Genomic DNA, 13,157 nt, shown 5'->3' with positions numbered 1-13,157 from the left:
CACAACTCGTTGCAGACGCAACGCAGTTGGGGCGAAGTGGCGTGATCTATCCCATGGCACTCCCGCGCTCATAGGCAGGCAAGCCGGGTATCAGGCGATGGGATCCAGGGAACGCAGCACTTCCAGCAAGCCGCGAACCGGGGCGAGTTCGCTCTCCGGGAGTGGATCCGGGCTGAAATGCATCAGTCTGTTGCGGAAGTCCGCGCATTCTCTGAGCGAGCCGAGGACGAGGTCTTGGTCGGCGTCCCAGTCCAGGGCCTGGTAGTGCTCTTCCGGAGCGAGAACGAAGCGGTACTCGCCCAAGGTGAGATCGTCAGCCGTACGGACTCTGTTGCGGCGGTGCGGCCGCAGTTGGGAGTGGAGCATCTCCGGCGTGAGCCCGCCGTGGTCCATGGCCCGGTTGAGGAGGCGTCGCAGCCGTTGCTCGAGCTCTTCAAGGAGGATGAACGGTTCGATACGGATGCCGAACTGAGCGGTGAGATCCGACGCGGTAACGATGCCGGTGATGGTGTGCTGGTCGTCGCGGACGAAGGCGTACCCATTCTGCTGGATCTGGGGAATCAGCGGGAGGAGCTCGGCTTGGCCGTGCAGGTCAAGCGGAGAAGACGTGGTGACATCGGCAAGCGTGAGGGGTGTACCGGACATGCGGGCTCGGCCGATCGACTCCCAGGTGACGGCTCCGCACAGCCGCCCGTGCTCATCCAGCACGGGCAGCTGCGAGAAGTCGTGGTAGACCATCGCAGTGATGGCCCTGCGCAGCGTGTCACGGGGGCTCACGGACACCACGCCGCCGGTCGCTGAGGCCAGATGGCTGATCCGGTACGTGAGCGGTGCCTGCTCCACCTCGTCATCGGGGACATCCTCCACAGTCAGGAGGGGCTGGTCCGGGCCGGGTTCGGCACCGGTACGCAGCAGCGTGACGGTGTTGTCGATACTTCCCGTGGTGATCGGAGGGGTAGCCGTCAGTCCCTTGTCCGCCAGATCCGATTCGATTTGATCGACGATCGCGGAGCCTCGGCGCGAGGCACCCCAAGCCTCCAGGAGGTTGCGGATCGTGATGACCAACGGTTGATCCGCTGGAGTTGTCGTAGCTGCGTCGAGGAGCTTGGCCGAGGAGGCGAAGGTGGGGCTGTCCGGTGCGGCGTCCCCGCCCCCGGGATCCTCGCCGGTTTCGAGCAGGGCAGCAATGCGGTGGGCGGCGTTAAACCGGCGCAACTCGAAGACCGTCAACAGCGACCCCATGCTGTCGAGCAGATCCTGCCGTATGGCTGCACGCTCCAGGTCGGTACGTATCCATTCCACCTGCCGGGTGTGCTGTAGCCCTGGCTCCACCCCTGGGCGGAAGACGTAGTTGCCGGTGACTCGACCGAGCGCCAGCTCCCTCGATCGCCGCGGCAGCACCACCAGGTCGCCGACGCTCATCTCGTGGCGGAAGCGCCACAGCTGCCCCACCCAGTTGCCGATCACCCGCGGGCTGTAACCCGGATATGTCGTCTCCAATATGGTGCGCAGATCCTCACGATTCTCGGCATCAGTGATGTCGTCGGTGACTTCCGGCCACCCGGCAGCGACGATGCCCCCGGACAACACGGGTTCCTCGCGCTCGCCGTTACTGCCGGCCCTGACCATCCACGCACGCATCCTGCGTCCCCCTCGTCCGCATCCGTCAATGTGGGTGATCCTAGTGAACTGAACTGTGCTTCCTAGGAGCGGAGTTGAGTGCCTCAAGTGCAGCCGACGACAGTGGCGTTGGCCAACGCGATGCGCTCGATCCGGTCAATGGGTTGTGCACGTCCTCGGCCGTGATCGGCGCCGCGTAGGGCACCTTCCAGATGCGCGCGGTACAGGTCGGTGCCGACGATCTTGGTGTCACGGAGGACGGTCTCTGTCAGGAGTGCCATTGCGAGGCCCGCCCCTGACAGGTCTGCCTGGGACAGGTCGAGCTTTGAGACGTCCAGAGGAGCGTCCGTCTGCTCGATGATCGAATTGACGCCGTCGCCCATCACTCGCGTCCGGAGAGGTCTTGCAGGTTCTCCAACGTTGGCGCTGCTCGCTGTGAGCCTTGCACGACGGTCCCCGACTGTGAATCGCCGGTCCATGACGCCAGTTCACGCAGTGCTTGGGACGGCGACAAACCGCGCTTCCGTGTGTCGCTCAGACGGGTCAGCCACGCTGCACCGGCATCGAGCGCTACATCGCCGGCAGGAGTACGCGGCTCATAACCTGCAGCATGGTCGCTGTCGGCTGCCCAGACATAACCGACGACGTTGCCTTCAAGCGCCACTTCCACAAATTCGACTGGCGAGTCGGTCTCTGTCTCAAACTGCACGGCATCTGACGGGAGTTGCTCCCGAAGCCTCTCGGATCGGTGCGGGGCCTCGAACCTGTACCAGGAATCCAGCAGGTCCGGATCCTCGTCCGGCAGGTCTTCAAACCCATCAACCGTCGGGATGCCATACGAAGTGGGGTCTCCGGGAATGATTTCAGCCTCGGTCAACCGCGTGATGCTCGAAAGGGCAGAACTGAGCCGCGGGGCGTTTTCTTCTTGAACCTCAGGCTGCTTGTGCCCCCGCAAGTCGTGGGACATCCAAGCGTCCGAGAATGTGTGAAGGGTCACCGTCCCCGCGCCGCTGGCCCACGCATCGACCGAGATCATGAACAGCTTCCCGACAGGGCGCGGCTCGCCCCTACGCCGGCAGACTCCGGGCACGGAGAGGTCAATGGTGATCACGCCGGCACGCTCGACGTGGTCCACCGACTGCAGGGTGCGGCACAGTCCACTGTCCGCGACAACGCCAGGTACCCGCACACCAACCCTCTTCAGGGTGATCAAGGCGCTGCTGTCCTTGGCACTGATGACGTTGTCGGCCTGTGCGTGCCCAGTGGCGATGTCGACGGTCTGCAGAACCCCCCATACATCGAGCGCCCTCTGTGCGCACCGCACCGCAAGGTCATCGCTGGAGATCTGTGTTCTGGTCTCCCAGGACCAACAGCCAACTGGAACCGTCGTGATCACAGAACACCTCACGGGTCGACCTTGGAGCCTGGCGGAATCAGTGTGTTTCTCAGGTGGAGAATTCGCCCAGCCAGCTGTGCTGGAGAAGACGCTTGGGCAGGTAGTCGGATTCGACCTCCGTGGCGGTGAGCTTCTCCACCAGCCCCGGTCGCCGCAGCCAGTACGTCTGCAGGTGTCCACCCAGTGGTAGATTCCGCGTGCTGCTCGGCCTCGGGCCCCGTCTGCAGTTCATACCGGGCATGGTCATTGCCGTTCTCGCAGGCGCCGGGCCGTACCGACACCGACTCCAGCAAGTGGTTGTCGTACTCCTTCGCCATCACCAGCGCTTAAGGCTGGCGGGCGTGGGATCCGCCACCTTGTCGGAGAGCTTGCGTCACCATGTGACGTACCTGCTCGTCACCAATCGAGGTCAGGTAACCACCGAGCTGTTGCACTTCTGGAGATTGCGAGCGGTGAAGAAGCGAGATTGCGTGCACCAGCGTGCGATGCGACGGCGCAACACTCAGTACGTCCATGACCAGCTTTGCGGCAACGCGTCCGTCGACGAGCGCCACCGCACATGCCAAGTCAACAAGTTGAGTCGCGACGTCGAACCTTTGGAGTTTCTGAACGGCGAGGGATGCGACTCCTCTTTCCACCGTCTCAGCGATGTCGCCAAGGAGCGTGCTCACTGAGGTGCGGTCGATGATCTGCGAGAGCGGCGACGAGGAGGAGGCCGCGCCCGTGGCAGTCGTCGGCTGCGGCACGCCAGTCCCGAGTTCGGCTTCAAGGCAAAGGAAGGGAAGGCGATCCAGCAGTGCCGGGACCGGATCACCGGTCTCGGAGGTCATCAAGCACGAGAACTGGCGAAACCAGCATCCCCACGGGCGCGTTGTCGCTCACGTCGCCCGAGGGCGATGTCCTCGAGATCGCACAGCTTCGCCGACAAGGTCGCCACGGTCGCCGAGGCACTGACCACGTACGCGGTCGAGGTCACGCCGATCATCGCCCGGCTCAAGCGGCTGCAGGCCGAGGCGGCCACCTTCGTGGCCGGCCTGAAGACCGACTCGCAGTACGAGCACGCGTGGAAGCGCATGGACGCGCTGAAGGACCTGATCAGCAAGGAGCAGCCCCAGGTCGCGTGCATAGAGGTGGGCGAGCAGTCGGCGGAAGCTGAGCGAACAGGTCGAGTCGCTCTGAGGCCGCCACGTCGCGCGGCTCGCGGTGACCGAGGAGATGGCCGATGCGCTGCTCGCCCACGAGGTCGCGGGCCGCGGACACGCGGAGGTACTCGTCGTCGACCTTGGTCTGCGTTCCGCCGTGGCGGAGTGCCCGATCTGGTGGGCCCGCGACAACGGCCTCGCGAGCTCGGCGACCGGAGTGCGACGCCGCGCATCTTCGCCCTCCGGCATCGTGCCCGACGGCATCGACGACCTGGTCACCGACGACATCGACTGGGCCGGAGACAGCACGATCCTCCTCTCCTATATCAAGGGCCGCACGGCAGCCGAGAGCCTGAACCTGCCGCGCCGGGCCGTGCGCCTGCTGGAGCAGTGGCTGGCGCACTCCGCTCTACTGAGAAGCTTCTGCACACCAGTTGACCAGCGACGTCTGTGGCTGGCCCTCAGCCGGCCGGGACACTTCGCGGTCACCGCCGGGACCGGTGCGCGCGTCACCGTCCAGCGGTGGGTCGTGCGCCACCAGATCCTCGGCGAGGACGGGCGCCCCTTGAAGATCCACCGCTCCCGGATCCGCACCACCCACCAGGCGATGCGGGACAAGACCGCCTGGACCGGCAGCGGCCGGGCGACGATCGACCCGAACCACACCCCGGCGGTCGAAGGCGACCACTACCTGACCGCCGTCACCCCCGCTCAGCAAGGCGCCGTCGAGACCATCATCGAGGACGCCCAGCACGACATGCTGCGACGCTCTCATCCTCCCACCGTGATCACAGAAGAGGACGCGGCCGTACTGGCCGAGGACTATCCGCAGCTGATCGCGGCCATGGACCTGGACGACACGGCGATCGCCGAACTGGTCGGCGGGCAGCGCGATGTGTTCACCGCTGCATGCGGCGACCAGCTCTCCGGGCTGCACGGTCCGAAGGGAAAGCCCTGCCCGGCCCGCCCGTGGGTCTGCCTGCTCTGCCCACTGGCGGTCTTCGCCCCACGGCACGCGGTCAACCTGCTGCGACTGAAGGCGTTCTTCTCCCGGCAGTGGCAGCAGATGCCCGCCGCCCAGTTCATGGCCGTCTTCGGCCCCTATGCCGCCCGCATCCAGCAGGTCCTGGACCGTTTCGCCCCCGGCGTCCTCGCCGCGGCCGCCGCTGGTGTCGCCGACCGGGATGACGAACTGCCCCTGCGTCCAGAGGAGCTCACCGCATGACCACCCCCGCTGCCGTCTCCTCCTTCGACGGCCATTCCGCGGTCTTCGCCGGCACCGACGTCTGCCGCGAGGCCGGCCTTGCCCTGCCCGGCGAGGCGAACCGCCCGCGCTTCGAGGACGACATCTGGGACTTCACCCACGTCATCGGTCTGCCGGCTCAGATGGCCCGATGCACGCGGCGCTTCGACTTCGCGGCCATCACCGATGCACGCTGGCGGCTGGTCGCCAAGGAACTCGTGCTGGCGATGCTCACCCCCAGACACGCGTCGGTTATCCCTCTGCCCCGCGCCTATCGCACCGCCCTGCACCTGAACACCTGCGCGGGCCGACTGGGTGAACTCACCCGATTCTTCGCCTGGTTGGGAGACCAGAAAGTGCCCGGCCTGGAACAGCTCGACACCCGGCTCTGCGAGGCTTACCTGGCCCACCGCCGCTACGTGCTCGACGAGCACGGGGCCGCCGTCGGCGAACAGAGCCCCGCAACCAGACGCTCGGCCGCGCAGATCGTCGTCGACCTCGTCAATTACCGCGAACTGTTCACCGCCGACCGTGTCCCTGCGGATCTGCGGCCGTGGGGTGGTGCCACGGCCTCAGCGGTCGCCGAGATGCCCTGCGGGCGGTCCCAGAACAAGACCGCACCGGTTGAGGACAGCGTCCTGCAGCCGATGCTCGCCGCCGCGCTCTATCTGGTCTCCGCCCTCGGCCCCCACGCCGTTGAACTCGCCCGGGAAGTACAGGAAACCGACCGCACCTCGTCCTGCAAGGCGAAGGGGCTCCGCCCGGCCGGTCCCGCACCGGTGGCCGAGTTCACGAACCTACTGGCCGAGTACGAGCGAGCGTGCACACCCCTGCCGATGCTGGCCGAACACCACATCGCCGACCGGCTCGCTGACGGCTGGGATCCCGATGATCGGCTGCTGCCGGTGGCCACAGGTGTTCTGGCCCGGCAGGCCGGAGCCAGCCAGTTCTGGTCACGATGGCTCCCGGCTCTTCGCGGACCACTGGAGGCAACCCTCGCCGTGGTGGGAGTGGAGAAGGTCTTCGGCCGTGAAGTGGCCAAGGTCAGGGCAGCAGACGGGGCATCCTCGCTGGCCTGGACACTTCCCCTGCACCGGCTGGAGGCTGTTGCCTTGGTCGGAATCGTCCGCACCGCCGCGATCACCACGCTGGCTGCGGTCTCAGGAATGCGCGCGAGTGAACTGATGGAGCTGCGGATCGGCTGCCGCCGCCCGCCCGAGGAGCCCGTTCCCGGCCTCACCCGGTTCAGGATCGCCAGCAAGGTCGTCAAAGGCCAGCCACTCGGCGGGACCGAGGACGAATGGGTCGTCGTCGAGCCGGTCTATCGCGCCGTCGAACTCGCCGAGCAACTGCACGGCAGCCCGCAGGACGGGGCCTTGCTGTTCGGCCGGTTCGCTTTCGACGTCCGTTACCGATGGTTCAGGAACTGGGTCAACTCCCGCTCCGGGCAACGGCTTGGGCTTGCGTCCATCCCTGACGGGCCCGTGAATCTGAGGATGCTGAGGCGGACCCTGGCTCTGGAAATGGCCTACCGGCCGGGCGGAGTCCTGGCCTCCAAGATCCACCTCAAGCACATTGCCGTGGCCACGACGGAAGGCTATGCCTCTCGCCCCGGCGGGGCCCAGGCCGAGCTTCTCGCCGAGGTCAACAAGCACGAGAGCGACCGCAACCTCGGCCTCATCCTCGCGGAGTTCCGAAACTACCAGCAAGGCATCCTCCCAGCGGGCCCCGGCGCCCGCAGCCTTACCGAGTTCTTCGCGCACATCGACGCCAAACTCGACGCGACCGCCGCGAAGGCGCCGAAGACCCAGCGCAGTGACCGCGACGTGCTCAACCTGCTGACCAAACGCGCCAAGGTCCTCCACCTCGGCCCGGCGAACTACTGCTGGTTCACCGACCCGTCCCGGGCGCTCTGCCTCAAACTGGCCGGCACCCCGACAGCAGACCATCCACTGGTCGGGATGTGTGACTCAGCCCGCTGCCCGCAGGCCACCCATCACCCCTGTCACCGCCCTGTCTGGGCCGAGCACGCCGAACGCACCGAGATCTTCCTCGGCCAACTCGGCACCACACGCAAGACCGAACGCAACCGGCTCCAAGCCGACCACGACCGGGCCCTCCGCGTCGTCGCCGAAATCGACGCCGCCAGCACCACGGACGAGGAATCCGCATGAGAATCTCCGCAGCCCAGCGGACCGAGAACGAGAACCGCATCCGGGCCGCCATGGACCGGCTCCTCCGAGGCGAAATGCCGCCCGGCGGAAAGTGCGACATCAAGACTCTCGCCAACGAGGCCGCCGTCGACCGCACCGCGTTCTATGGCACCCGCCCTTACGCCCGCCTCCGCGTCGAGTTCGAACGACGGGTCCAGGCACTTCAAGACGCCGGCGAGATCCCCGACCCTCGCGAGGCCCAGATCACCCGGCTCAAGGCAGAAATCACCAAGCTCCGGGAACGGCTGGCCCAGTCAGAGCAGACGATCGAAGAACTCACCGACTTCCGCGGCCAGGCCCTGGCCCGGCTCGCCGCCCAGCACGAAGAAATCATCCGGCTCCGCGAAGCCGTCGTCGGCACAACCCAGGTCAGCCACCTGCCGCCACCCCGAACCACCGTCATCGGGACATGCAGCTGATGCCGCATACCCGACCGGATGCTGGCTCTCACATGGTGCGAGTTGGACCTCACCAGCGATCAGATCGACGCCTCGTCGGTCAGCGAAGGCATGGCGCACGGACGCAGGATCATGAGCGAGTTTTCCAAGGTCGCCACCATGGCAAAGGGGAAGCGGTCCAGCTCAAGACAGAGTGCGACGTCATCAGGATGGACTCCTTGACGCACACCCTCCGTCAGCTCGGCGGCGGCGCGGGACTCGGCAGCGCGGCGGAGGAACTCAGCAGCATCTGTCCCAGCCTCGGTGGCTCTCCGAGCGATGTATTGAGCGCACGCCAGGTCTTCATCGGCCTGCCCATCTTCGCCAGTGACCACGAACGTGACACTGTCACTCTTGCGTGTCCGCAAGAGCCGAGCCGTTGCCTCCGCCACCACGAAGCCGGCGCACAGCACCAGCGACGCCTCCTTGACCGCAAGGGCACCGACCGTCCCTGCCGTGGTCTTCTGCACGACGGTCCGTCCGCCAAGGTCAACAGACCGCAGCAGGCCCGGCGAGTTGACCAAGTCGAACCCGGGCGCGGGCGGCCCGTCTTTGAGCGCCGCCCAATCCGGATGAGAAGCCTTGAGCGCCAGGGCTTCGTCCAGCGACTCAGCAAGAACGATCTTTTCCGCCCCCTGAGCAAAGGCCCAGGCAGCCACGGTGAAAGCACGCATGACGTCGACTACGACCGCCACGGACGGGACTTCGACCAGCTCAGCGATGCCAACGAAACGAGAGTCCATTCTGATCATGATCGCTCACGCCCGACCCGAAGCACCCGCAGAGTGATCCGCATCACATCAACGATCTCGGAATGCAACACCTCCGGCTGCCTGCGTCGCGAAAGTGGTCCGCGACGACACGCCTGCTCAATCGCCACACGGGGTCACCCGCACACGGCCTCTGCGGACACAAGAAGGTCGTACGTGACCCACCTGATCGAGGACGGCTGGGACGCCCGGTTCGTCCAGGAACAGGTCGGCCACGACTACGCGTCCACGACCGCGATCTACACCTGCGTATCCTCCGACTTCCGCACCCGCACCCTGCGCAGAGCGCTGGATGCGACGATGGAGGCCGCCCTGCGGCCGGCAAGGAGAGCTTGATGAAACGCCAGGTCAGTTACCAGTGGCGGCTGCGCGAGGTGATGGCGACGCGCGGGATCTTCGTCGCCTCCGACCTGTCCCCGCTGCTGGCCGACCGCGGCATCGAGCTGTCCTCGGTCCAGGTCTGGCGACTGGTCACCCAGACCCCCGAGCGGCTGTCCCTGCCCGTCCTCGCCGCTCTCTGCGACATCCTTGATGTCACCCCCGCCGAGTTGATCGCCACCAAGGCGGAGAACGCGGCCCCGCGCCGCACCGCCGCCTCCGGCGGCGCCGACGTGGTCGACCTCGCGGCCACCGTCCGTCCCAAGCGGGCACGGGTCCGCCCGGAGAAATGAGCCGCACCAGAGTCCGGCCCGAGGACCTGTTCTGCGCACGCTGCCATCGCACCGTCCGCCTTGGAGCAGCCCACTGGCCCGAGGGCTACCTGTGCTCCGCTTGCTACGACCATGCACTGGAGACCTACGGGCAGTGCGTCGGCTGCGGCGTCGACCGTCTCACCCCGGGCATCGCACCAGACGGCGGCCGGTGGTGCACCAACTGCGCAGGCGGCCTGGGTGAGTTCCACTGCGAACGCTGTGGCCGCGAGGCCCGCCGCTACCTGCGCGGAGTATGCGGGAACTGCGTCCTGGCCGAACGCCTGGAAGAGCTCCTTGACGACGGCACCGGCCGCGTTCGGCCCGAACTTGTTCCCTTCTTCGACGAGGTCAGGTCAGTGCCTCGTCCCAAGGCAACGCTGACCTGGGTCGGCAAGCCGCACGTCCAGCAGATCCTGCGCGCACTCGCCCTCGGCGAAGTACCGCTCACCCACGACGGCTTGAGCGCTCTGTCGCCCTGGCGGTCGGTCGCCCACGTCCGTGATCTGCTCATGCATTCCGGCGTGTTGCCGCACCGTGACCGGCACCTGCTGCTGTTCGAACGTCGGCTGCCCGAATGGCTCGACACCGTTGAGGACGTGGAACACCGCCAGCTCCTGAACCGCTTCGCCACCTGGCACCTGTTGCGCAAGCTCCGGGCCACCGGAGCCAAGCGTCCCCTCGGCTCCGGGGCCGTCACCTCCGCCCGTGCCCGGCTCATCCAGGCAGCCGCCTTCCTCACCTGGCTCGCCGAGCGGGACCGCGCCATCAGCGAGTGCACCCAGGCCGACCTCGACGCCTGGTTCGCCGAGGACGCCACCGCCCGCCGCGTCGTCCAAGCATTCCTGCGCTGGAGCATGGACCACCAGGTCATGCCCCGCTTGAAGGTCCCCACAATTCGCACCGAGAATCCGGCCCCGATCAGCCAGCACAACCGCATCGCCCTGATCCGCAAAGTCATGACCAGCGACAATCTCTCGCTCATGGAACGAGTCGCGGCCGCCCACACCAGTCCCCGAGCCCTTCGCCGGCGTGCTCCTCGAATACATACGCACCGCACGGCCGAACCGGCCAGGCGGCACCCTTCCCGCCAGCGACTGGCTCTTCCCCGGGCGCCGGGCCGGACAGCCCATGGACCCCGCCACCCTCGGCAAGCGACTCACCACCGCGGGCATCCCCACCCTCCACGGCCGGACCGCCACCCTGCGGCAGCTCGTCCTTCAGGCGCCGCCCTCGGTCATTGCGGGAATGCTCGGCTACCACGCCGTCCACACCGAGGCCGTCGCCGCCCAAGCCGGAGGCACCTGGAAGAAGTACGCCCCCGGCGGCCACGCGCGTTGAAGCAGTCATCTCCTTAGAACTACGCGTCAGGCGAACGGCCCCTCCTCCAAGGAGACCTCATCCCACAGTGATGACCATGCTGAACCGAGTAGCCGTCCTGTCCGACATTCACGGAGTCCTGCCCGCCCTGGAGGCCGTGCTCGCCGATCCAGAGGTGAGCGCCGCCGATCGCATCGTGCTCACCGGCGACATCACCGCCGGCCCGCAACCGACCCAGGTTCTCGACCTGTTGACCTCACTCGGCGACCGCGTCGTCTGGATCAGCGGCAACGCCGACCGTGAACTCCTCGAATACCGCCGCGGCCAACGCGACTCGATCCCCGATCCGATCGCTCCCTGGGCCGCCGAACAACTACGCGAAGACCACATCGACCTTCTCGGCCAGCTACCGCAATCACTCTCCCTGCCAGTACACGGCCTGGGGAAGGTGCTGTTCTGCCACGCCACCCCCCCGGGACGATGAAGAGGTCGTCCTGGTCGACTCACGCCTCGACCGCTGGCGAGAAGTCCTCAGCGGACTCGACACCGATATCCGCACGGTGGTCTGCGGGCACACGCACATGCCGTTCGTCCGCCTCGCCCACGGCCGACTCGTGATCAACCCCGGCAGCATCGGCATGCCCTACGGACGGGCCGGGGCCCACTGGGCGCTCCTGGGCCCCGGCATCGAACTACGCTCCACAACCTTCGACGTCGAGGCAGCCATCACCCAGGTCACCCAGGACTCCTCTTACCCTGAAATCGCCGAGTGGGCCGACTACTTCCTCCACACGCGAGCAACCGACGCAGACGCTCTCGAAGCCTTCGCCCCTCGGGACGGACGCAGCCACGCACCGTGACATCGTGCGCCCATCAAAGGCCGCACACCTCAGAATTCCGACTACTCGATCAACGACTCCTACCAGTACCCGCACTACGACCAGGACCACTACGCCCGCACCCGGGCCGAAGCCCGCCGCGCAGCGCTCGAAGCTTCCGGACAGCTCACGTTCGAGACGTAGAGAACTCGCTGATCAAGCCCATGATCGTTCTCACCGGGATTTCCTGTACCTCAACTACTCAGACCCGGAGAGCCCCGCGAGCGGGAGGGTGTCTTGCCCCGCCGGGGGCCGTGGGGACGGCACGGCGTCCAGGCCGCCGTCCAGGACCTCGATGCGCTGTCCGGGCCGGGCCTGTGCGGCGATACGCCGCCGCTCCCCTTCGGAGGCGGCGAACACCACCAACTGCGCGAGGCGGTCCCGGGCGGCGGCGACCCGACGGGCCACCGGGCAGATGACTCCGTACGGGGTCAGCCCGACGTACACCGGCACGCCCATGGCGAACTCGGCGGCGCCGCCGTCCTCTACGAACGGGTGGACGCCGGTCTCCCGGCGCACGAACTCGAAGGCCGGCTTCTCCAGGGCCGCCTGCCGTTCGAGCAGGTCGTGAATGGCCGCCTCGTGATCACCGCGCGCTCTGGCCCGCTCCCGGTCTTCCCGTCGCAGGCGCTCTTGGTACTGCTCCCACCGGACCCGCTCTTCCTCCTGAAGGCGGCGCTGCTCCTCCTGTTCCAGGCGTTTGCGCCGCTCCTCCGCCTCCAGGTGGGTGGCCTCCTGCTGGGCGTACTGCGGGGCCGTCCACACCGTGCGCCGAGCCGACAGCGGGCTGCGTACGGGAGCCCGACGCCGATGCGACACCACCCGCCCACCCAGCGCAGGAACTCCGCGAGCGGCACCTGCGGGCCCGCCTCCCACTGCCCACCGGAGAACTTCGCCAGGCCCTCCACCACGACCAGGCCGCCGCCTTCGACGCCCTTCACCCGTACCGACGGCACCCGCTCGAACCACGGCGGCCGGTACCGGTCGCTAAACCACACCGAGGGCACGCCGTCCGCCTGCATCCGCTCCGTGCGGGCAGCGATGTCGTCCGGCGTGATGGGCGAGAGCTGTGCCTCCAGGGCCATCCGCCAGGCTCCGGCCGGATCGCTCGCCAGCACATCGGCCCGCGGGCCTCCAGCTCGGCGTGCGCCCCGGCGTCCCGCGCGGCAGCTGCCAGCTCCAGCTTCAGCAGGTGGTGCGCCAGTGTCTCCCCAGCGAGCGCGCATTCCGGGGCCCCCGGGGCGTGGGCGAAGAACCGCAGGCCGCTGGGGGACCGCTTGGCGTGCATCGGGTGTTGGCACTCGTCGCAGGTCAGCGGCGCGGGCGGCCTCACCCTCCAGACCTGGTCCCACGAGCGCCCGCAGCCTAGATCGGGTAAGTGCGCGAAGACGGTCCCCCACTGCGCGTGTACGGCCCGGAACGCCATCGGCCCCCTGCTTCATCGGCGAG

Annotated in this window: 14 protein-coding genes and 1 pseudogene; 7 read left to right on the top strand and 8 right to left on the bottom strand. The window is 67.3% G+C overall.

Going from position 1 to position 13,157, the window contains the following annotated elements; all coding sequences use genetic code 11:
- Positions 1-90 precede the first annotated feature (90 nt).
- The 5 genes from ABD357_RS36435 to ABD357_RS36415 all read right to left on the bottom strand — a co-directional run bounded on the left by ABD357_RS36435 (position 91) and on the right by ABD357_RS36415 (position 3,846).
- Positions 91-1,641 (bottom strand): CBS domain-containing protein, encoded by a 1,551-nt coding sequence (locus ABD357_RS36435; RefSeq protein WP_344395564.1) that lies wholly within the window; start codon positions 1,639-1,641, stop codon positions 91-93.
- 83 nt (positions 1,642-1,724) lie between these two features.
- Positions 1,725-2,003, bottom strand: a complete 279-nt coding sequence (locus ABD357_RS36430) for a pentapeptide repeat-containing protein (RefSeq protein ID WP_344395563.1) — start codon at positions 2,001-2,003, stop codon at positions 1,725-1,727.
- Positions 2,003-3,016: a hypothetical protein gene (locus tag ABD357_RS36425; RefSeq protein ID WP_344395562.1), complete on the bottom strand. Its 1,014-nt coding sequence runs from the start codon at positions 3,014-3,016 to the stop codon at positions 2,003-2,005. The genes ABD357_RS36430 and ABD357_RS36425 overlap by 1 nt, the downstream gene beginning before the upstream one ends.
- A gap of 49 nt (positions 3,017-3,065) precedes the next feature.
- Entirely contained in the window at positions 3,066-3,248 is a 183-nt protein-coding gene (locus ABD357_RS36420) for a hypothetical protein (protein ID WP_344395561.1), read from the bottom strand.
- A 94-nt stretch (positions 3,249-3,342) separates the two neighbouring features.
- Positions 3,343-3,846 (bottom strand): hypothetical protein, encoded by a 504-nt coding sequence (locus ABD357_RS36415; protein WP_344395560.1) that lies wholly within the window; start codon positions 3,844-3,846, stop codon positions 3,343-3,345.
- Between the two features lie 385 nt (positions 3,847-4,231).
- Here ABD357_RS36415 and ABD357_RS36410 point away from each other — a divergent pair, with 385 nt between their 5' ends.
- From ABD357_RS36410 to ABD357_RS36400, 3 genes are read left to right on the top strand one after another with little or no spacing between them, the layout of a single operon-like run.
- Positions 4,232-5,383: a hypothetical protein gene (locus tag ABD357_RS36410; protein ID WP_344395559.1), complete on the top strand. Its 1,152-nt coding sequence runs from the start codon at positions 4,232-4,234 to the stop codon at positions 5,381-5,383.
- Entirely contained in the window at positions 5,380-7,575 is a 2,196-nt protein-coding gene (locus tag ABD357_RS36405; protein ID WP_344395558.1) for a site-specific integrase, read from the top strand. The genes ABD357_RS36410 and ABD357_RS36405 overlap by 4 nt, the downstream gene beginning before the upstream one ends.
- A complete protein-coding gene (locus tag ABD357_RS36400; RefSeq protein ID WP_344395557.1) occupies positions 7,572-8,033 on the top strand; it encodes a hypothetical protein in 462 nt (153 codons plus the stop codon). Before ABD357_RS36405 ends, ABD357_RS36400 begins: the two co-directional genes overlap by 4 nt.
- Before the next feature lie 59 nt (positions 8,034-8,092).
- Here the strand turns inward: ABD357_RS36400 and ABD357_RS36395 are convergent, their stop codons facing one another.
- Positions 8,093-8,794: a 2-phosphosulfolactate phosphatase gene (locus tag ABD357_RS36395; RefSeq protein ID WP_344395778.1), complete on the bottom strand. Its 702-nt coding sequence runs from the start codon at positions 8,792-8,794 to the stop codon at positions 8,093-8,095.
- Between the two features lie 183 nt (positions 8,795-8,977).
- Between ABD357_RS36395 and ABD357_RS36390 the strand changes: the two genes are divergently transcribed.
- Positions 8,978-9,157: a tyrosine-type recombinase/integrase gene (locus ABD357_RS36390; RefSeq protein ID WP_425585164.1), complete on the top strand. Its 180-nt coding sequence runs from the start codon at positions 8,978-8,980 to the stop codon at positions 9,155-9,157.
- Positions 9,157-9,492 (top strand): helix-turn-helix domain-containing protein, encoded by a 336-nt coding sequence (locus tag ABD357_RS36385; protein WP_307679748.1) that lies wholly within the window; start codon positions 9,157-9,159, stop codon positions 9,490-9,492. The genes ABD357_RS36390 and ABD357_RS36385 overlap by 1 nt, the downstream gene beginning before the upstream one ends.
- A gap of 374 nt (positions 9,493-9,866) precedes the next feature.
- On the opposite strand, the gene ABD357_RS36380 is transcribed toward ABD357_RS36385, so the two are convergent.
- Positions 9,867-10,517, bottom strand: a complete 651-nt coding sequence (locus tag ABD357_RS36380) for a hypothetical protein (RefSeq protein WP_344395556.1) — start codon at positions 10,515-10,517, stop codon at positions 9,867-9,869.
- Positions 10,518-10,542: 25 nt separating this feature from the next.
- On the opposite strand from ABD357_RS36380, the gene ABD357_RS36375 reads away from it, so the two are divergent.
- Positions 10,543-10,851 (top strand): hypothetical protein, encoded by a 309-nt coding sequence (locus ABD357_RS36375; RefSeq protein WP_344395555.1) that lies wholly within the window; start codon positions 10,543-10,545, stop codon positions 10,849-10,851.
- Between the two features lie 76 nt (positions 10,852-10,927).
- A pseudogene (locus tag ABD357_RS36370) lies at positions 10,928-11,690 on the top strand (metallophosphoesterase family protein).
- A gap of 216 nt (positions 11,691-11,906) precedes the next feature.
- On the opposite strand, the gene ABD357_RS36365 reads toward ABD357_RS36370, so the two are convergent.
- The gene (locus ABD357_RS36365) at positions 11,907-12,527 is read right to left on the bottom strand and encodes a hypothetical protein (RefSeq protein WP_344395554.1); all 621 of its coding nucleotides are present in this window, start codon (positions 12,525-12,527) and stop codon (positions 11,907-11,909) included.
- Between the last annotated feature and the right edge of the window lie 630 nt (positions 12,528-13,157).

The sequence above is a fragment of the Streptomyces vastus genome (genome assembly GCF_039532825.1).
Taxonomy (GTDB): Bacteria; Actinomycetota; Actinomycetes; order Streptomycetales; family Streptomycetaceae; genus Streptomyces; species Streptomyces vastus.
The sequence above is the reverse complement of the archived record's forward strand: the minus strand, read 5'-3'. Positions and strand labels throughout refer to the sequence as shown.